Source organism: Bacteroides sp. 1_1_14 (assembly GCF_000162515.1).
GTDB classification, from domain to species: Bacteria; Bacteroidota; Bacteroidia; order Bacteroidales; family Bacteroidaceae; genus Bacteroides; species Bacteroides thetaiotaomicron.
The window spans coordinates 802,222-822,949 of record NZ_GG774703.1; the positions used below are offsets into that span (position 1 = coordinate 802,222).

A 20,728-nucleotide genomic window follows, 5' to 3' on the forward strand; every position below is an offset into this window, starting at 1 on the left:
CCTACGGAGGACGTACTTTTGAGTACTCGTACCGTACTTTTGAAAGTTATTTCGGCCCCATCTACTATTCGTTTAATAAAGGAAAAGCCCATTACATTGTACTCGACAATTGTTTCTATGTCAATCGTGACTACCAGTACATCGGATATATTGATGAACGGACTTTTGCATGGCTGGAAAAAGACCTTTCGTATGTGTCCAGGGATAAGCTGGTATTTGTGGTCATGCACATTCCTTCCAGCCTTCAGAAAAAGTTAAGATATAATACTTTGGATCAGGATGAAACAGTGAATACAGCCGCACTATATAAACTCTTGGAAGGCTATAATGCACATATCATTTCCGGGCATACCCATTTCAATACGAACGTTTATTTCAATGATTCGTTGATGGAGCATAATACGGCAGCAGTGTGTGGTACTTGGTGGCGTGCGGACATCAATGTAGACGGAACTCCCAGAGGTTACGGTATATATGAAGTGAACGGAGATCAATTGAAGTGGATTTATAAAAGCGCAGGTTATCCGCTGGAACACCAGTTTCATGCTTATCCGGCAGGATCGTCGGATGAATATCCTTCTGATATTATAGCCAATGTATGGAATTGGGATGATCTGTGGAAGGTGGAATGGTATGAAAATGGACAAAGGATGGGCGAAATGCAAAAGTACAAAGGATATGATCCTATGGCAAAAGCCATCTGTTCGGATAAGGAAAAGGTGAAATATGACTGGATATCTCCGGTTCTCACCGAGCATCTCTTTCATGCAACTCCCCATAATCCAAACGCAAGGATAAAGATTAAAGTGACTGACCGTTTCGGCAATGTATATACTCAAACTATTGAAAACAAATAAACTAAAATCATATGTTCAGAAACAGATACTTTTGGCTACTTATAAGTTTGTTCTTTGTTCTGAAAACAGAAGCTAAAGTAACCCTGACCTCCATTTGGGGAGACAACATGGTGTTGCAGCAACAAGCAGAAGTTACTTTTCGTGGAAAGGCTACTCCCGGAAAACGTGTATATGCTTCCGCTTCATGGAATCATCGGAAAATCTATGCAGATTGTGACCGGAACGGACAATGGACACTGGCTCTTCCGACTCCGGAAGCCGGCGGACCATATACCATTACTTTTTCGGACGGAGAAGAGCTGACCTTAAAAAATATCCTGATCGGTGAAGTCTGGTTCTGCTCCGGACAGTCGAATATGGAAATGCCGGTAAAAGGGTTCCGCGGACAACCGGTCTATGGTTCGCAGCCCTATATCGTGTCCGCTAATCCTAAACGACCATTAAGACTTTACACCGTAAAGAACGATTGGAGCACGACTCCGAAAGAAGAAGGAATAGACGGACAATGGAGTGAAGCATCTTCGGAAGAAGTGGCTGATTTCAGTGCAACAGCTTATTTCTTCGGCAATCTGTTGCAACAATCCTTGGACGTGCCTGTAGGATTAATACATTGCTCCTGGAGTATGTCAAAGATCGAAGCATGGATGGACAGAGAAACCTTATCTCATTTTTCCGAAGTAACCTTGCCGGATACAAATCAGGATAAATTCGAATGGGCTACCGGGACGCCTACTCTGTTGTGGAACGCAATGGTAAATCCGTGGAAAGGATTCCCTGTCAAAGGAGTTATCTGGTATCAGGGCGAGGCGAATACTCCCGATCCTGCTCTTTATAAAAAGCTTTTTCCCGCTATGGTTTCTCAATGGAGAAATTTCTTTCATAATGCTGAAATGCCATTTTATTATGTCCAGATTGCTCCCTGGAAGTCCGAAGGGAATGAGATGCTGGACTGGGCATGGTTCCGTCAATGTCAGTTGGAGCTGATGAAGGAAGTTCCCGGAGTGGGAATGGTGACCACCGGAGACGCAGGCAGCGAACTCTTTATACATTCACCTTATAAGATCAAGGTTGGAGAGCGGTTAGCTTATTGGGCATTGGCCCAGACATACGGCCGAAAAGGATTCCAATATTCCGGTCCTGTCTACAAGACCTATCGTATCCAGGGAAATGCCGTAGAAATAGACTTTGAATATGGAGAGGAAGGACTGACTCCGGAAAATCAGAATGTGAAAGGTTTTGAGATCGTAGGTTCCGATGGTATATTCCGACCTGCAAAGGCGGAGGTCATCAATGGCACATCTACTGTGAAAGTATGGAATGATTCTGTTAGCGCCCCGACAGAAGTCCGCTACTGTTTCCGGAATTATATGCAGGGGGAATTATGCAATAATGCCGGGCTTCCGGCTTCTCCTTTTCGGATCGTTATCAAAAAGAAACCGGCCTTAATGTGGATTGATGCCGAAGCAAACTTTGAGCGCTTCAGTCATAAAGATTCGATTGATTATTACTTGGAAAAAATCAAATCGCTGGGCTTTACACATGCGGTTGTCGACATTCGTCCGATCACAGGGGAAGTTTTATATAAAAGTGAATATGCTCCGCAAATGAAAGAATGGAAAGGAGCCAAAGCCGGTGATTTTGACTATCTGGGATACTTTATCAAAAAAGGGCACGAACTGGGGCTGGAGATACACGCCTCATTGAATGTATTCTGTGCCGGACACAACTATTTTGACCGTGGAATGGTATATAGCGGACATCCGGAATGGGCTTCGATGGTGTACACTCCCGATAAAGGAATCATTCCAATCACCGAAGAGAAGCATAAATATGGTGCCATGATCAATCCTTTGAACGAAGAATATCGTACCCATATCCTGAATGTTCTGAAAGAAGTCGTGACCAAATATCCCGACCTGGACGGTCTGATGCTCGACCGGGTACGTTACGATGGAATAACCGCTGATTTTTCTTCATTGTCACGTGAGAAGTTTGAAGAATACATCGGTAAAAAAGTCGCAAACTTCCCCGAAGATATTTTCCGTTGGACTAAAAATGCAGATGGGAAATACACAACGCAACCAGGAAAATATTTCCGGAAATGGCTGGAATGGCGAACTAAAAACATTACTGATTTCATGGCGCTTGCCCGTAAAGAAGTCAAGACAGCCAACCCTGACGTTTCTTTCGGCACGTACACCGGTGCCTGGTATCCATCTTATTATGAAGTAGGCGTAAACTTTGCCAGCAAAGAATATGATCCGGGCAAAGATTTCAGCTGGGCAACACCCGAATATAAAAATTATGGCTATGCCGAGCTGATAGACCTTTATGCCACCGGTAATTATTATACGGACATAACCATCGAGGAATACAGAAAAACGAACCGGAGTATCTGGAACGAAACAGATTCGCAGGCTCAATCCGGTACGTGGTATTGTGTAGAAGGCTCATGTCAGCATTTACGTCAGATATTGAAAGGTAATAAATTTATGGGAGGTATTCTGGTGGACCAATTCTATGACAACCCTGCCAAACTTTCGGAAACAATAGAGATGAACCTGCGCCGTTCGGATGGATTAATGGTATTTGACATCGTACATATCATTACCAAAAATCTGTGGAAAGAAGTAGAGGAAGGAATGAAAAGAGGAGGTTCCTTATGAATAACCGGGCCTATGCATTAGACGCTTTGAGAGGATATGCGATTATTACGATGGTACTTTCTGCTACCATCGTAACGCAGGTGCTCCCCGGTTGGATGAGTCATGCGCAGACGCCGCCACCTGATCATATATTCAATCCTTCTTTGCCCGGCATTACATGGGTAGACCTTGTTTTTCCTTTCTTTCTGTTTGCGATGGGAGCAGCTTTCCCTTTTTCCATAGGTAAGCGTGCAGAGAAAGGTGATTCTAAACTGAAATTAGTATATGAAGCGGTGAAACGTGGAGTACAACTGACTTTCTTTGCCATCTTCATTCAGCATTTTTATCCGTATGTTCTGAGTTCTCCGCAGGACATCAGAGCCTGGTTGCTGGCTATTCTTTGCTTTGCGGTTCTGTTTCCGATGTTCATGCGCATTCCTTTGAAAATGCCGGACTGGGCACATACCGGCATAAAGATAGCTGCATACGGAATTGCAGTAATCATGATGCTTACTACTTCTTATGCCGATGGAAGAACGTTCAGTCTGTATTTTAGTAATATTATTATTCTGTTGTTAGCCAATATGGCCATCTTCGGTTCTGTGCTCTACATTTTTACGATGCATAACCGATGGTTGCGTTTGGGCGTTTTATTGCTGCTGATGGCTGTCATTTTGGGAAGTACTGTCGAAGGTTCCTGGACACAGGTGGTATTCAATTATACTCCTTTTCCCTGGATGTATCGGTTTGATTATCTGAAATATCTGTTTATTGTAATTCCCGGCAGTATTGCCGGTGAGTACTTGATGGAATGGATGAAGGGCCGAAAAGATACCGAACAGCCGGCTTCACCGCAATACCGTAAGATAGGAATTGCGTTACTGATATTGACTATGGTGATTATTGTATTTAATCTCTATGGGCTTTACACCCGTATGTTGGCAGTGAATTTATTAGCGACACTTGTGCTGTTATTGATTGGCAAATTTATATTCTTACGTCCGGCAGAGGGAATCGCTTTGTTATGGAAAAAGCTATTTAATGCCGGAGCATATCTTCTTCTTTTGGGGCTATGTTTTGAACCTTTTCAAGAAGGTATCAAGAAAGATCCTGCCACTTTTAGTTATTTCTTTGTAACTTCCGGTCTAGCATTCCTTGCGCTCTTATTCTTAAGTCTTGTCTGTGATTATTTCAGATGTGTGCGAAGTAGCCGCTTTCTTGTTATGTCCGGGCAGAATCCGATGATCGCTTACGTGGTTAGTGATTTATTCATTATGCCGTTGGCTAATATACTGGGACTTGTCTCGCTGTTGTCTTACTTCCAGCAGAATGCGTGGCTCGGATTCCTTCAGGGAGTAATCATTACGTCTTTAGCTGTCTTGGTAACGATGTTTTTACTAAGATCAAGTGGTTTTGGAGAACTTGACATCATTCAATAGATATACCCACAGTATAATAACAGGCATTAAAAACAAATTAAACAGAAAACAAAATGATAGATAAATAGCAAAACAGGAAGCATAATTTCCTTATTTTCCTGTTTTTGCTATTTCTATCTTTTGATAGATGAGTAAAGATAGAAAGAGATATGCATAAAATCATGAATTAATATGCATGATTATGAATAAACGAGCGGTCATTTGCATAAAAAACGCCGTATAGTTTGAAATAAACATAAGGTTGATTGAGCTAAAACATAAGGTTGATTGTAAATAAACATAAGGTTGCTTTTAAAGGAACGTCCCATTGCTTTAAAAGCAACGCTAAGTCCGTTTAAAAGGAGCATATTTTAGCTCTAAAATGATGGGTATCTTATTTATTAGACTTTGTTTTAGGATGAAAAATATTAATCAGAATGATGCAAAGTAATATAAAAAGAGAAAGATATTACATAGTAGTGTGAAAAATAACGCAAAAAGAATACATCTAGATGCATATTCGCAACAAAGTGATTTCCTGTAACGGCAAATCTCTGTCATTTTATTCTCTATCCTATGAAACGATGGAAATACGTCCGTTAGAGAGTTTATAATTATCAAAATGACAAAATGCCATTTTGATAATTATATAACATGGTAAGTCTTAATAAAACGATTCCTTTTTCAATGGCCATCCTGTAATAGTTGACATATAAGGAATCAATGACATAGCCATTTTCATTTGACCTTTGTAATTGGGATGCCATGCTGCTCCTAGGTCTGTAGTCGAATCACAAAGGCCTTCGGGAAGAACTGCTATATAAACTTTTTTATCATTCAAGTCTTTGCGCATACGCTCCATGTATTGAACGATCTGCCGTTGAGCAATAGCCGGACTGATGCATAATATAGGAACATCTCCGTAATTTGTACGAAGACGGCTTATTAGTAACTTATAAGCATGAATAAACTCATCCTCCAATGGATATATATTGGTGGAAAAATCATTAGTTCCTAAATTAACAACAACCAAATCGGGCTTGTATGTTCTAAAGTCCCATTTCTTATCCAAATTCATATCAAATGTATTCAGCATACGGTCTTTCATTGTCATGGCAGATATTCGGACGGAATCTCCATAATTGCGAACTACTCCACGTCCGGAATGTGCAATAAGCGTATAATCGGCATTGAAATAGCGGGCGATAATAGTGGCATAAGATAAGTTGCAATTCTCCGTTTCAGCTTTATAAGGTTCGCTACGGTCTTTCCCTTCTACACCATAGCCACACGTCAGCGAGTTACCGATAAATTCGATATGTCTGGACGGGCACTCAGTTTCTTTCATCAGTTCTCCTTCATTATGAAGCACAAATTGATGAATGGTTGTCTTTCCCCATTCCCCTTCCGTACGTTTTTGAATCAACACATGATGGATGCCTTTATCCATGCCGGAAATGAAATTAATCAAAGTATCTTTACCGGATACTTTTACCGTTTTGTGTAAAAGGCTGTCTACAAAAACATTGTAATAATTAATACCAGTATCTGAAATCTTCATAGACAATTCTCCTCCCGAAAGTCGGGTACGAAGATAAGTACCGGTCCAGTCGAAAGAAACAGAACCATCACTCTGTATTTCCGTACGTCCCACGTAAGAAACGTTTTCATCATTAGCTTTATAGTATCTGTTCTTGGTAGTTTGAGCATTTACATCTTCAAACAACAGACAGAGGCTGACCAGAACTAACACATTTTTCCACATATCGTTTTCTAAATTAATCAAAGGTAATCACACAACTTCCGGACCCGTCGGATACAATTCTAAGTCCTTTGGCTGTTACTTTATTACCGGTAATTGTTATTGATTTACTTTTCTCTATAATCGTAAAAGACTTCTTAGTATAATCGACAGGCAACTGTATTGTCCTGTCGACACTCTTCTTGCAATCTATAAAAAGGACCTTTTTATTATCTATAACACCTTCATAACACAGCAAATCATCATCATCAGAAACAGGAGATTTAAACCAGGTATACACTCCGCTCCAATGAATAATATCCCCCTTTTTGTGTTCTCTATCAGCTATAATCTTGTGGTACGTCTTATTGCTGGAATTTCCTATGAATATAATATCATCATCTGATATTTCTTCATGATTTCCCAATCCGTCGGCAAACAGATAAGAAGATTGATACGCATTTGCGCTTTTCTCAATGAAACGGCGAAATGACGGATACTCTTTCTTTGTAAAGGTAGAAACATCCTTTTGTACTGTCCAGTCCACATACTTGCCATTGGCAGTTAATGTATGTGTCTCCTTGTCAAACATAGATTGCATTCCGTAATACATTTGTACTGTCACGGGAGACTCATTTTGAAATTCATGAGTAACCAAGACTTGAATGTTATTTCTATAAATAGAATAATTGACAGTCTCAATACATAAGATCTCATTCAGAAGTGTTTTTCCACTACTGGTATCGGCTTTGGAAGGGTTCATTATTTCATTGATTACTTCAATCTTTATCTCTTTTGTCAGAGTCGATAGATCTGTCTTTATTTCTTTTCCGTCGATATAAATACGATAACCGATATTGCGGGCAGTTTGAGTAACTTCATCCAGATAGGGATGATTTCCTCCACACCACCCGTATCCGGTTATATTAAAAGGACCGATATTGTCACTGTAAGCCAGATTCAGAAGAGAAGTCGGAGAAACATCGGGCAGAGTGGCAGGAGCAGGCATATTGTTGTCAATTGTTCCTACTCTATAAAATGTGAACAGTTCATTGAACATACACTTCTTGAACCAATAAAGAATATCGGTTTTGGCATCTAACTTGGCTGATATATATAAATCTTCGCCGGTTATTTTCACTCTCATTTCTTCGGATATCGTTTCAGTCCCGGGAGAGTCTTCTTCCGCAGAAGGCTTATCCGGGAGTCCGGAAGAAATTCCCGAATCTCCATTCGAGCAGGCTACTAAGTGCCAGGATAAAAATACGAATGCAAGGATTAAACGTTTCGTCATGGCTTCTATCTTTATTTTAATTCAAATTTGAGAACATCTTTGATATCCATGGCTGATGCTGCTATGATAGCTTCAAATTTGCCCGGTTCACAAATCCATTCATGTCTTTCCGCATCAAAAAAGCTTAATGCCTCTTTATCAATAGACAAAGAAACTATTTTTCTTCACCCGGCATTAATTTCACTTTCTTAAATCTCTTTAATTCTTTCACCGGGCGGGGAAGAGAAGACTTTATGTCTCTGATATAAAGCTGAACAATTTCCTGTCCTTCACGGTTGCCTGTGTGCTTGACAGTTAAACTGAAAGTTATTGTTTCGTCAACTGACATGATTTTCTTATTTGCTGTTAGTTTTCCATACGTCTACCACTCTGTCTTCAATGGGCTGATTCACATCTTGATAAACAGGAGCTTGCATCATGAAAGATGATGCCAGAAAAGGCATGATTGCTATGATATTTATTAATTTCATTGTTGTCCGTATAAACAGTATAAATATAATATGCTGATGGTAAATTCCATCAGCATATTATCCAAATGATTATTATAAGCCTAAGAAAGCTGTCGGTGCATCTGTGGTTATCAGATCAAAACCATTGTCAATACACCATTGCATCTCAGAGGGGATATTTACAGTCCATACATTGGAGGTCATCCCTGAATTTTTCAGATCTTTCAACCAATCCGGATTTTTATGATAAGCCCAATAATTGTAATCTGCCCCGGTAGCCCCCAATTGTTTCAGTTCCTTGGGCGAAATATCCTGTCCCCAAATACAAAATTGGAGTTTTAGGAGGTGCCAGACGTATAAACTCACACATCACATGACGGGAAAAAGAGATGTATTCTACTCTGTGAGTCAATTTTTTCTCTTCAACCAACTTTAGGATCATTTCAACGGCTTTTGTTTCACGTTCCGGAGTACTGAGAGGTTTCATTTCCAGTATCAGATGTATTTTAAGTTTCTTCGCTTTATCAAGGAACTGCTCTAAAGTTGGCATATTCTCTCCATTGCTTAACTTTAAAGTGCGTAGCACGTCAGAAGATGTTTTCTCCAGAGAGTATCCTTCATGCCATCCGTCATGATTCAACATCAATTCATCGTCAGCTGTCAGCCATACATCAAATTCCGAACCGTAACAACCTATTGAATCAGCTTTCACTAAAGCCGCTAGCGAGTTCTGTGCAGATCCGGGTGTATTCCAGAATCCACGATGGGCAATAACTTTGGTCTGATGAGATTCTTTTTTTTGCTTGCCACGTCTTGATACAATCAGATTAGCCAGTCTGTCCATGACTTCATGATCTTTCGGGTTCGTTGATTTATACATATCAAGAACAGCATGATTGCCACTATAATAGGCCATTGCAGATGTACGGAAGGCTTGTTGTCTTTCAAAATGATCAATATACGCTACCAGACGATTATAAAACGAGTCCTTGGCATCAAACAATGCTCTTTCGTCAAATTCAAGTTCCATCCCCATGTTCAGAGTGGCGGCAGATTGACATGCTTCTTCCAATCTTTTATCGGGAATAGAGGCTTTAAAAAAGTGGTTCGGTTGTTGATAAGCAATATCAAAGCCTAATTCTTTCCATTGGTTGTAGCCTTTTGCCTGCCAATACGGAATCCAGCAAAATGTTTTGTTCATTGAATGAATATACTTACTTAATGGAACTGACAGATCTTTAGTGAAATCAATATCCTCTGCCAGCCAGTAGAAACCTGATAGTTTCAGATGTTTGTATTTTGCCTGTTTGAATCGCTTCATTAACTCATCGATATACCAACGGGTGGCCTTCACCTGATCCTCTTGTCTGGAAAAGTCCATTGGCTCGCCATCCACTTCTCCCCAATCTTTTTGTCCGGGAAGAACTTCCGGAAGACATAGTACTATCTGATGAGTAAAATCCGGTTTTCCAATTTCTTTAATCTGTGTTCCGATACATCGATCTAAGGCAGACAGCGCTTTTCCATCTTCAAAAAGACGATCTAATAACCATAGCCATTCTTTTTTCTTGCATTTTTATCTGAGTAGCGTGTTGCAAAGCCACAGCCTTTCCCATCTGTGAACTCCAAAAACAAGAATCCGTCAAATAACCAGTCTTTATGTCCATCTGCAAACTGATGTACCACATAGGGGAGAAATTGATCCGAAGTCCAGTCAATACGATGCACTCCTCCCTGGTAAATAAGTGCCAGATCTTTTATTTTATTCTGTCTATATCCTTTATCTATGGATAGCGCATGACTATCCATAGTAATAAATAACAGACAGAAACATATCAATCCTTTTAGATATAGTGAGAAATAGTTCATAATTTTCATGTTTTTAGTTACATACCCCAAGCATAAACTTCACCAAGACTAACTCTCAGCCCGTCATAAGTCGGATAGGTATCAGTTATTACAAAACGAATGTATCGGGCTTGTGTCGCAGGAACATCCATATTAACGTTGGGTTCTCCGATTTTGGGAGAAGTCCAGTCTTTTAATTTAACCCAATTCTCGTTATCAATACTAGCTTCTACATAACCGGCTTTCGATGTGCCTGCCCAAACGTGTGCTGCTGGTGCAACAGGGTTAGCAAATCCAAATCTGAATAATGTATATTCTTTCCCCATGTCAAATACAAAGTAATAGGGCAAGGGCTCTTTTACATCCCATCGGCATAGCCATTGTGTGCCAGGATTATTGTCTATCAATGATTCCACTCCCCATCCCATATTCAGATACCATCCGCCGTCTTGGGTACAACAGTTGTTGAAATCTATAACACTCCATCCTTTCTTGTCTATTGGGTCCGGTTGGAATTTAACTGTGTACAGTTTGGACGCAGCATCAGGACTTATACCATATTTTGAAACGGAAGTAATGCGTAGTGGAAGTACATAGTCACCAAATAAATAAGTACCCTCTTCCGGTATTAACCCTTTCTTGTGGTATTTAATTTTAATGAATGTTTCCTTCATGCCTGTTAATATAACTCCCTTATTATCTACAGTAAAGGAACTCTCCGGCAACATTTTATAAGCTGTGCCATGAGCGGTATTATAATCAATGACTAACTGAGGATCGACTTCAATCTGAAATGAAATATCTTCGTCATTAGAATAATTAGTTCTTATCTTTACGAACAGTTCTCTTTCATTCAAATCGCCGAAAGTCGGCATAAAATCAGTAACCGGACTCATACCAGGAACATCCATTTGCAAATAAGGTTCCTTAATAGTAGGTACAATAATGGTTTTTAGTCGCTCATCATCTGCAGAGATAAAATTTTGCACCACACTCATTTGTATGGGCAAGCCATATTCCTTTCCCGTAGAAAGAAGATCGGATAGACGGTCGGCATTCCATTTAATATCAAAAGCTTTCCGATAGTCGGAATCGTTGAGACGCAGAGCAGGCTGAAGAATGGTATAACAATCGGAAGGCAATAATTGGATCGATGTTCCATTATCCGTATTATAACTCTGAAGAACAGTCTCGTCAACAGAAATGGAAACTTCTGTCTCCTGCTTTCCTTTCCCACTTTTGATAACAAATAATTGATAGGGGGTATCCATACCACGGAATACCTCCGTTTCTGTATAGGTAGAATGCAATAGTCCGATTTGATCATTAACCATGAGATTATCACGATCATCAGTACATGCCGATGCAATAAAAAGTGCAGCAACTATGAATTGTATTGTCTTATGTTTTTTCATATTTATATCCATTACATATATTTACCATCCGTAATTCTGAGTAATATTCTTCATTTCACTCAATTGTTCTTGATTGATAGGGAAGAAATAATGCTTAGGCTCAAATACCCGAGGACCACCTTTCCAAACATTTGATGTCCGCGACCAAGAATCTTCGTATGAAGTGGCCAATAAATTAAGAGAATATTCCGGTCCGGGAAACTCTTGTTGAGCAATCATCCAGCGACGGGCATCATAATATCGGTGTCCCTCAAAGGCTAATTCTACCATGCGTTCCTTTTGAATCAGCATCCGCAACAAATCCTTATTGCCTTTCACTTCCGGATACGCTGTTTCGAGGGCATTTAAACCGGAACGTTCGCGAACAAGGTTAATATACTTCAATGCTTCCGTTTCATTGCGTTCGGGCTTCTCATTGCAAGCTTCAGCATAGTCAAGATATATTTCGGCCAAACGGAAATAGGGCCAGAATACGGTTCCCCAACTGCCACTTTCTGTATTAAGAGCAGGATCGAGTGGGCGTCTCCACAGATATCCGACTTTGACACAATCTCCGGATTCTAAGTACGAGGACGATCCTCCCGTAAAAAAGGTAACTTGTTTTATGCCTTTATATTGATTGATCCAATAAAAACCATTTGGAAATACAGAAGCATAAAAACGGGCGTCACGTCCGACGCAGCTATTATGCGCTTTAAATCCAGGTGCAAAACTGGCTCCCGGCTGCTTAAAATTTTCTGTAAAACCGGTATTGGTATATCCCGATTGCTTATCAATTACAGGATTCCCGTTATTATCATATCCGGTAACAGGATATCTTCCGGATTTAGCCATCGGATAAGTATCTACTAATTTCAGAGACGGGCAGAAGCCACCGACACCCAATTCACAAACTCTAGGAGGCATGCACCGGCTATACAGATAGAAACCTATAGCCCCGAGTCCAGTATTAGTAGGATTACGTCCCCAGGCACCCCAGATCGTTTCTTTATTCCACTCTTCAAAAAGAACTCCTTGATAAGATTTGATGGCACGCAGTAAAGGGTCTGCTTCAGTCTGGTCTTTGTACAATTCATAGATGTTCATATCTATAACGTCTTTGGCAGCTTTAGCGGCTTTTTCCCATTTTTGAGGATCGGGACTTTGTGGAAAAAGGAAATCACCATACAGATTCTTCATTTGTCCTTTATAAAGATCGCATCCATTATACAATGGACTGGCGGCATAGAGCATTAAACGCGCTTTGGCAGCCATTGCCGCTCCCTTGGTGATACGTCCTGCCCATTTTGTGAAATCGCTGATCTCTGCAGGAAGTTCTGCAATAGCCTTATCATATTCTTCAGCTATGAAATTTACGTTTTCATCAACTGTATGACGGTCTATCGTTTCCGGTTTTATAAGTTCATCCGATTCGATGTCTCCCCAGATATACACAGGACCATATTGACGGAATAGTTCAAAGTAATAATAAGCTCGCAGAAAACGTGCTTCTGCTTTCATTATACGTCTCGTTTCAGAGTCAATCTCCAAGCATTCGTCAACATGGTTCATGAATATACTAGCTTGCTTTATGCCTGTATACTTTGCTTTCCAAATATTATAGTTTGGAGTAGAAGGTCCCCATGATCCATTATTGAAAGAGAGGTAGTTGACCCACTGATACCAAGAGAACATGGCTTCATCACTACGGGGAACTGCGCTTCCTTCTTCCAGATATTCATATTCCCGTGGCAAGTAGCTATAAACATGCGCTAAATACTGTTCGGTAGAGACACGCTTACTAAAGGTTTCGTCTTGTGTAAGCTGGTCGAGCAAAGTCACATCCAGATAATCGTTGCATGATACAAAGCTGAATGCAACGGTGAAGTATAGGAATATTCCTAAAATTCGTATCTTTTTATTCATAGTTCTAATATACTTTAAAAGTTAAGATTAAGACCTAAGGTGATTGTTCTCATCTGAGGATATATATTTCCATAGTTGGAATCGAGTTCGGGATCCCACAATTTGAATTTGCTGAATGTCAAAAGGTTGACACCCTGTGCATAAACACGAATTGATGACATGCCCAGACGTTTATAAATATGCTTCGGAAGGGTATATCCTATCTCCACATTTTTCAAACGAAGAAAACTCATATTACGTTGCCAGTAGGTGGAGGGTTGAAGATTATTCTCTACCTTGCTCATAGAAAGCCGTGGATAAGTAGCATTAGGATTAGGATTGCTGGTTGTCCAACGTTTTTCGGCTACATCTGCGTAAATCTGTCCTAAACGCTCTATATTATCAGAGGCACCATAAAGAGCGTCTCCACCGATAATACGAGTCACATTTCCTACTCCCTGCATAAACAGAGAAGCGTCAAATCCTTTCCAGCCCAGACTAATACCAAATCCATAATTTATTTCCGGTACGTCCGTATAGCCAATCGCTACCTTATCGTATGCGTCGATAACGTTATCACCATTGATGTCTTTATATTTAATATCACCAGGACGAACGTTTCCAAAGTTTTGTTTGGGGCTATTGGCTATATCTTCTTCTGACTCAAAAAGACCTAGAGCTATAAGACCGCGTTGCTGACGATAGGCAAATCCAGCTTCACTTTGGTAGGGCCATATAGGAGTCGGTTTATCATCATACAACTTTTTATTTCGATTGTAAGTGAAATTGGCACGGGCAGAGACATACCAGTCATTAAATCGTTGTTCATACTCCATAGAACCATCGAAACCTTGATTCTTCATTTCTCCAAGATTCACATACTGGGTTTCATTGAGACCGACGATTGAAGGAACACTTTCTTGCTGAATATAGATACCGGTACGCTTTTCATAAAAATAATCAAGTTGGAATTTAAGCTGGTCAAATAAGCCAAGTTCCAGTCCCACATTCGCTTTTTGAGCTTTCTCCCATGAAACATTCAGGTTTCCCGGAATACCTGTAGAAATACCTACGATACTTCCACTACCGGGATTCGTTCCGAAAATATAGCCGTATTGTCCTTCTTTCATGGTGGAGTTGAATGCAAAACGTCTGTTTCCGCCAATCTGGTCATTACCTATTTCTCCATACGAACCTTTGATTTTCAACAGGTGGATAGTAGAACGCAACGGATCCCAGAAAGCTTCGTTGCTTAGCATATATCCTATAGCAAAAGAGGGAAAGAAACCAAAACGTTTGTCAGGTGCGAAATTCTCAGAGCCATTGTATCCGAAGTTAAATTCAGCAAAATAACGGTCGTAATATGAATAAGTAGCTCTACCGGCAATACCGATGTTTTTGTGGGCAAAAGCGTCTACATAATTACCCGGGAAATTGTCTGTATAGTTACGCATACTAAAAAGAAACAAGGCTCCAACACGGTGCTTTTCTCCAAAGAGGCGGTCGTAATTGGCTGAGGCTTCAAAGTTGATAGTACGTGTGCCCGAATTCGTCCGTGTGAGTTTCATATAATCACTACCTTCAGTACTCCTTACAAAGTCAAGATTTCCTTCTTCATCACGTCCTGTTGCATAGTAGGTAGATGGTGTTACAATGCGGTTTAGTGTATGCGCATTGTAGGCGTCCCATGAGAACTTAACATTGGCTTTTAATCCCGGAGTTACCATTTTTGAGAAATCCTGTGTAAGCGAAATAAGTGATTGCGCATTGTTGAAGAAATCCTGCGAGTACCCAGAGTTATTCAGGCTGTTATAAGGATTGGTACCCGTACTTGGTTTAGCTAAAGTGCCATCTGAATAAATAGTAGGAGTAGCTATCGGAGAAGTACGGATCATATAAGCATACAAATCTGATAGTGAACCATAAGGACGGTTCTTGGTCTCATATTGATTGGACAGTGAGAGACTCAGCTCAGTAGATGAAGTTACATTGATATCAATATTTGAACGAAAACTAAACTTGTTATAGCGCATTGAAGCATCGTAGCGGTCTTTATCCGAAATATTGAATACACTGCCTTCCGAATAAAAGGAGCCGCCTACATAATAACGTATTTTAGGAGATCCCCCGGTAACGTTGATATTCACGCGTGTGGTGTTGGAGAAGTCTTTAAACAATGTTTGCATCCAATCTACATTCGGGTAAAGATCCGGATCTGTATTATTCAGGTATTTTGCTTTTTCTTCAGGTTGTATAGCCAAGCGTCCGGATGATTCCAAAGTAATATCATTATAATAATTGATCCATTGTTCCGTATTAGCCAATTCGGGCATACGTACTGGATTGGTAAAACCATATTCTACGCGTGCATTAATCTTAGGTGCTGATTCGGTTCCACGTTTTGTCGTGATAAGTACAATACCATTGGCTCCACGCACTCCATATAATGCTGTTGCGGTAGCGTCTTTCAGAATAGAGAAAGAAGCGATATCCTCAACATCTACAAGGTCCATACTACGTTCTACTCCATCAACCAGCACTAAAGGTTTGTTGCCTGCACCGAAAGTATTGATACCCCGAATCCAAAAATCAGCACCTGCACCCGGTTCACCTGAACGCTGCATGACAACTATACCAGCCAACTGTCCGGCCAAACCGGAACTCAATTTAGCAACAGGCATTTTCAGCTCATTCATCGAAACTGTATTGATGGCACCAATAACGCTTGCTTTTCGCTGTTTACCATATGCTACTACGGTAACTTCGTCAAGTTCTGCTGTTTGGGGTTGCATTTTAACTACGATATTTGTTTGCTTACCCACCAAAATAGTCTGCGTTTCCATTCCAAGAAAAGAAACGACTAGTTTATCTGTTGGCAAGACTTCTATCACAAATGTTCCGTCCAAGTCAGTGATAACTCCCCTTGAACGTCCTTCTACCAATATTGATGCACTGGGAATAGGTTCTCCAAATTCATCCAAGACTTTTCCTGTTACTTTCTTGCCAGGATTGTCCTTTACTACTTTGATCTCATCTTTTTGTAAAGAATGAGCGAGAGTATTACTGGCGTTCATGTTTACTAGTGATAATAAACAGAATGTCGTAACAGTCCAGATTTTAATTGAAAAAAATGTTTTTTCGTAAGTCCGACATCATACATTAATAATTTAAAGTTAAGTAATTCTGTATTTTTTTCTTCTTTAGATTTGATAATTTCCCTAATTATAAGTTCGGTATTATATTCATAGGCTGTTTTGTTTTATAATTTATAATTATTTTGAGGTATGTACTTAATAAAAATATTGCATATATTTCTCAGATAATGTCTTGGCCAACAATATCGGGTTCTCTCCAGAAATTATAGGATGGTGCTCTTTGGATAATGTCCACTCATATTCGAAGTCAGTAATTGATTGATAAAATTGTTTTTCATCAAACTTCTGGCCGGATGATGAAGCGGTTATTACTTCTGTTGTAAAGCGCTTCCAACGTTCACGATAATAACTGTAAGTTAATCCACCCCAGCCCCTGTTTGCATAGTCATTTAACTGGGTTGCCTTTTGTCCCCATACTGTCAGGATACAACGTGCATTTTCCTCATAATATTCTTTTTCAGCTTCTGTTTTTCCAAAAGAACGTGCATCGTCAATCCACTTACCGATTGAGAAATTGGTTTCACAGGATAATAGACGGTCTGTATCTATCAATAGTGCATCCATTTGATCGGCCCATTTCTTCATTCCATCTATGTCTTTTTCTGAATAACATTGAGTGAAATGATCTCTAAACGAGGAAAAGAGATTTCCTAATACTTGTCGTCCTACATTTATTACATCAAATCGATATCCAGTATTGTTTATATGACTGGCTTTCAACATTTCTGTCCAAATATCCCATAAGTCACGATTGTTGTAAGTGATGTCCGGATAGGTATTCCAACTATCTGTGCCCACTAACATTGGACGTGCATTCATTAAAACGGCTTGCCCTGCTGTTGCATACTTTTTATATATTTTTTTATGTAATGAATCCCATGCTTTCAGAATATGTCTATCTTGATTTCCCCCTCTGCATTTTGCCCAGTTTTGAATCCATTGATCAGTTGTTAACGGATACTCCCATGCCTGGTCAAATACAAATTCATACATAAAAGGATTCACATCGAAGCCTTCCAAGGTAGCTCCTAGGCCATATACATTCTCACCACCTTCTACAAAGAGTTTTTCAATTTTGACATCAACATCATCCAGATTTCCGACCATCATGGAGTTTCCACCAAAATTGCCTAAGTAGCACCACATATATGGTTTTCCGTAGTACATTTCCGTATTCCTCCATATTTCTGTACTGTCACAATAGTAATCCAACAGTATGAGTTTGTCATCTGGCACAGCCTCCAGGAAAGAACGGATTCTGGGTTGTGTCCATTTCTTTTGATCATGGTAAAACATCCATGTCATTTGCAACCACTTAGCCTCAGCATCTACTTGATAAATGGACTCATATATCTTCTTAGAAACCTTTGCCAGGAAATCTTCATTCCAATTTGGAGAATCAACCTCATTAAAAGGATCAATTCCATAAATATGATCTGTGCCATATATTGCCGTCTGCTCTTCCAAATACATTTTTGAATGATGTTGAACAGAGAGTCCATTGGTTCTATAAAATGACTGCGATATTTTGAATCATATCCTCCCCATTGACTCATTTCGTGAATTTTGGCATCTGGATAGATTGCTTTAAGTTCTTTAGGTACGTGCCCAGAAAATGCAGGTAAAACAGGGGTCATATTAAAGTCGCGTTCCCTCTTTAATATTTGTTTCTGTAATACTTCTTGTTGCTCCAACCATGATTTCGGCAGGGGACTTTGCCAATAATCGACATTAGACATACGATGCCAGGGCAAGTGCGCAGGTCCTGTGAAATATGAACGTATTTGTTCATCGTTTAATCCTAATTTGCTCCAGACCTTATACCATACTGTCTCTTGTCCACTGATAGCTAATGGCATCGTAATTCCATTTAATGCCATCCAGTCAATCAACCTTTCCCAATCAGACCATTTCCAATAAGGCATTGTATATCCAAATGTACAGTAGTTCAAGAAGAAGCGATTGTCACACTTAGAACGGATAGATATTGGTTGAGGAATTACTGGTAACTCTTCGGGCATATCAATGCTATCAGAGGCATACCAAGATACATTCGTATGGCAGTAATATTTCAGATAATGGTTAAGACCTACGGCCAAAGAATTATTATTATTTCCTTTTATGCGAATTTTCTTGTGTGCCGATTCTAGTATAAAACGATCCATCTGGTTTGAGTCATTTAGTAATTCAAATTCAAAAGAATCTGCATGTTGAGGAAATAATCTCTGGCACATCTGTTCTAATACTGGGTTACTTGATCCAGTATCCTTTCTACAACTTGTAAAAAGAAAAATTGTAAGTATTATATAGAAGTATTGTCTGTTCATATCAGGGTAATAAAAATAAGAATGTATTATATGTTAGATATTTGATTTTCATGGATGTATAATTTCATTTGTTTCTCGTAACTCTTCCAGTACTTTCCAGCATTGAAATAATCCCCTTGGTACATGAAAGCAGCCTTTCCATTTCCCACCTTTGAGTGGCAGCAATACTTCTCCCTGCCGATTCAGATAACCGAACCATTCCGGATATTCCGGATCTTTGAAGTGTGTCCATGTGTAGTCATGTACCTTCTCAAACCATTCCAGACATCTTTTATCTCCGGTCAGCTGATAACCTTTCAATAATGAAATCAAGGATTCAATGTGCACCCACCAAAGTTTCTGATCCCACTCCAATTGTTGGGGAGGACAACCATTACGGTCCATAAAGTAATAGATGCCGCCACATTGCTTGTCCCAACCGTAATCAAGCATTGTTAAGGTGGTTAACATTGCTTGTTGTATGAGTTCCGGTCGGTCCAGCCTTTTGCCCAGATCCATGATAAACCACATCGCTTCGATAGCATGACCGGGGGTCACCTGACGACCTTCGAAGCAATCCACCAGATTACCGTCCATATCGACATTCTCAACAATGATACCACCCAGCTCCGGACGATAAAAGACATTCATCACTTCATGGATGCAGGTTTCCATTGTCTGTTCCAGATAACCGGGATCCAGGAGATGTTCGATCTCCAAAGCCAGATTACAAAGGATCATCGGGAGAGCGAAGTTCTTCAAGTTTCGTGTATCTGGATGAAGCTTATTCCATTTACCTTTCGGATTATCAACTTTAGAGAGTATGATTTCAAAAGTTTTTTTTGCTATGTCTGCATATTCCTGACTTCCGGTAGCAAGACTCAACTGCCCGAAGGCCATGGTGGCAAAAGTATATGAGAAAATATTGTATGGTTCTACTAATGGTCTACCCGAACGATTGAGTGAAAAATACCAGTTGTAATCTCCATTATGTCCATATTTTTTCAAGAACTCACCACCCTGAACGGCACAATCCAGCCATTCCTGTCGTTTTTCCACTTTGTTGTAAAGCATGGAGAACATCCACACCTCACGTCCCTGCAACCAGATGAATTTATCTGTATCAAAAACTCCTCCTTTGCGGTCTAAGCAGGTGAAATAACCGCCAAACTCAAGATCTTGAGAGTGTTCGAGCCAGAATGGAAGGACATTATCCAATAATTCATTCCGATATTGATCGGCTAGTGTTTTAAAATCCATATATCTTTAAGTGTTAAGTTATTAAGGTTTCTTTCTTCTACTGTTCCGACCGGGTCCAGTATCTTTCAATCTCTTCCAGTGACTTTCCTGTGGTCTCCGGCACGAGTTTCCATACGATGAGCATATACGGCACGCACATGACTGCGAACAGGAAGAATGTTCCGGCGGGGGTGAGATTCTGGAGCATCCAGGGGGTTAACTGTCCGATCAGGTACGTTCCTATCCACAGGGCGAATCCTGCAATGGACATCGCCAGTCCGCGCACCTTGGTGGGGTACATCTCCGAGAGGAGCACGAACACCACGGCACAGATGGAGACGGCACAGCAGAATACATAGAACAGGAAGAAACGAGCAGGAAGAGGCTGGATACCTCCCCAGGAATCACCGAGAGGAAGTAATGCCGATCAGCAGGAGGGAGACAACCACTCCCCGAACTCCGTAATAGACCAGTTGC

12 protein-coding genes and 4 pseudogenes are annotated in these 20,728 nt (G+C 40.2%); 3 read left to right on the top strand and 13 right to left on the bottom strand.

Features of this window, described 5'->3' with window-relative positions:
* The 3 genes and pseudogenes from HMPREF9007_RS17915 to HMPREF9007_RS17905 form a co-directional block, all read left to right on the top strand.
* On the top strand, nucleotides 1-857 hold an 857-nt coding region (locus tag HMPREF9007_RS17915), incomplete at its 5' end, for a calcineurin-like phosphoesterase C-terminal domain-containing protein (protein ID WP_008760720.1).
* 11 nt (nucleotides 858-868) lie between these two features.
* A complete protein-coding gene (locus HMPREF9007_RS17910; protein ID WP_032850187.1) occupies nucleotides 869-3,523 on the top strand; it encodes an alpha amylase family protein in 2,655 nt (884 codons plus the stop codon).
* Nucleotides 3,520-4,928: pseudogene (locus tag HMPREF9007_RS17905) on the top strand (DUF5009 domain-containing protein). Before HMPREF9007_RS17910 ends, HMPREF9007_RS17905 begins: the two are co-directional and overlap by 4 nt.
* A gap of 656 nt (nucleotides 4,929-5,584) precedes the next feature.
* On the opposite strand, the gene HMPREF9007_RS17900 reads toward HMPREF9007_RS17905, so the two are convergent.
* From HMPREF9007_RS17900 to HMPREF9007_RS25945, 13 genes and pseudogenes are all read right to left on the bottom strand, one after another.
* Nucleotides 5,585-6,685, bottom strand: coding sequence for an SGNH/GDSL hydrolase family protein (locus HMPREF9007_RS17900; protein ID WP_032850189.1), 1,101 nt, complete (start codon nucleotides 6,683-6,685; stop codon nucleotides 5,585-5,587).
* A 13-nt stretch (nucleotides 6,686-6,698) separates the two neighbouring features.
* A complete protein-coding gene (locus tag HMPREF9007_RS17895; protein WP_008760724.1) occupies nucleotides 6,699-7,955 on the bottom strand; it encodes a hypothetical protein in 1,257 nt (418 codons plus the stop codon).
* A gap of 11 nt (nucleotides 7,956-7,966) precedes the next feature.
* Nucleotides 7,967-8,313: pseudogene (locus HMPREF9007_RS17890) on the bottom strand (fibronectin type III-like domain-contianing protein); the annotation flags it as partial.
* Nucleotides 8,291-8,425: a hypothetical protein gene (locus HMPREF9007_RS27540; protein ID WP_262709529.1), complete on the bottom strand. Its 135-nt coding sequence runs from the start codon at nucleotides 8,423-8,425 to the stop codon at nucleotides 8,291-8,293. The gene HMPREF9007_RS27540 and the pseudogene HMPREF9007_RS17890, both read right to left, overlap by 23 nt.
* Nucleotides 8,426-8,497: 72 nt before the next feature.
* The gene (locus HMPREF9007_RS27545) at nucleotides 8,498-8,689 is read right to left on the bottom strand and encodes a glycerophosphodiester phosphodiesterase family protein (RefSeq protein WP_277754632.1); all 192 of its coding nucleotides are present in this window, start codon (nucleotides 8,687-8,689) and stop codon (nucleotides 8,498-8,500) included.
* Nucleotides 8,646-9,920 carry a DUF4855 domain-containing protein gene (locus HMPREF9007_RS27550; RefSeq protein ID WP_277754634.1) on the bottom strand — a complete coding sequence of 425 codons (1,275 nt, stop codon included), beginning with the start codon at nucleotides 9,918-9,920 and terminating at the stop codon, nucleotides 8,646-8,648. Before HMPREF9007_RS27550 ends, HMPREF9007_RS27545 begins: the two co-directional genes overlap by 44 nt.
* A gap of 26 nt (nucleotides 9,921-9,946) precedes the next feature.
* Nucleotides 9,947-10,273 carry a DUF4855 domain-containing protein gene (locus HMPREF9007_RS27060; protein ID WP_165000504.1) on the bottom strand — a complete coding sequence of 109 codons (327 nt, stop codon included), beginning with the start codon at nucleotides 10,271-10,273 and terminating at the stop codon, nucleotides 9,947-9,949.
* A 17-nt stretch (nucleotides 10,274-10,290) separates the two neighbouring features.
* Nucleotides 10,291-11,667: a DUF1735 domain-containing protein gene (locus HMPREF9007_RS17885; RefSeq protein ID WP_225651941.1), complete on the bottom strand. Its 1,377-nt coding sequence runs from the start codon at nucleotides 11,665-11,667 to the stop codon at nucleotides 10,291-10,293.
* A 21-nt stretch (nucleotides 11,668-11,688) separates the two neighbouring features.
* On the bottom strand, nucleotides 11,689-13,572 hold the full coding sequence (locus tag HMPREF9007_RS17880) for a RagB/SusD family nutrient uptake outer membrane protein (RefSeq protein WP_008760726.1): 1,884 nt from the start codon (nucleotides 13,570-13,572) through the stop codon (nucleotides 11,689-11,691).
* Between the two features lie 14 nt (nucleotides 13,573-13,586).
* Entirely contained in the window at nucleotides 13,587-16,625 is a 3,039-nt protein-coding gene (locus HMPREF9007_RS17875; protein WP_008760727.1) for a TonB-dependent receptor, read from the bottom strand.
* Nucleotides 16,626-16,841: 216 nt separating this feature from the next.
* Nucleotides 16,842-19,033: pseudogene (locus HMPREF9007_RS17870) on the bottom strand (alpha-N-acetylglucosaminidase).
* 48 nt (nucleotides 19,034-19,081) lie between these two features.
* Nucleotides 19,082-20,272 carry an AGE family epimerase/isomerase gene (locus HMPREF9007_RS17865; protein ID WP_008760728.1) on the bottom strand — a complete coding sequence of 397 codons (1,191 nt, stop codon included), beginning with the start codon at nucleotides 20,270-20,272 and terminating at the stop codon, nucleotides 19,082-19,084.
* A gap of 37 nt (nucleotides 20,273-20,309) precedes the next feature.
* A pseudogene (locus HMPREF9007_RS25945) lies at nucleotides 20,310-20,728 on the bottom strand (MFS transporter); the annotation flags it as partial.

Coding starts and splice junctions, on each gene's coding strand:
- HMPREF9007_RS17910 (WP_032850187.1), top strand. CDS start 869: ATGTTCAGAAACAGATACTTTTGGCTACTTATAAGTTTGTTCTTTGTT.
- HMPREF9007_RS17900 (WP_032850189.1), bottom strand. CDS start 6,685: ATGTGGAAAAATGTGTTAGTTCTGGTCAGCCTCTGTCTGTTGTTTGAA.
- HMPREF9007_RS17895 (WP_008760724.1), bottom strand. CDS start 7,955: ATGACGAAACGTTTAATCCTTGCATTCGTATTTTTATCCTGGCACTTA.
- HMPREF9007_RS27540 (WP_262709529.1), bottom strand. CDS start 8,425: ATGAAATTAATAAATATCATAGCAATCATGCCTTTTCTGGCATCATCT.
- HMPREF9007_RS27060 (WP_165000504.1), bottom strand. CDS start 10,273: ATGAACTATTTCTCACTATATCTAAAAGGATTGATATGTTTCTGTCTG.
- HMPREF9007_RS17885 (WP_225651941.1), bottom strand. CDS start 11,667: ATGAAAAAACATAAGACAATACAATTCATAGTTGCTGCACTTTTTATT.
- HMPREF9007_RS17880 (WP_008760726.1), bottom strand. CDS start 13,572: ATGAATAAAAAGATACGAATTTTAGGAATATTCCTATACTTCACCGTT.
- HMPREF9007_RS17875 (WP_008760727.1), bottom strand. CDS start 16,625: ATGAACGCCAGTAATACTCTCGCTCATTCTTTACAAAAAGATGAGATC.
- HMPREF9007_RS17865 (WP_008760728.1), bottom strand. CDS start 20,272: ATGGATTTTAAAACACTAGCCGATCAATATCGGAATGAATTATTGGAT.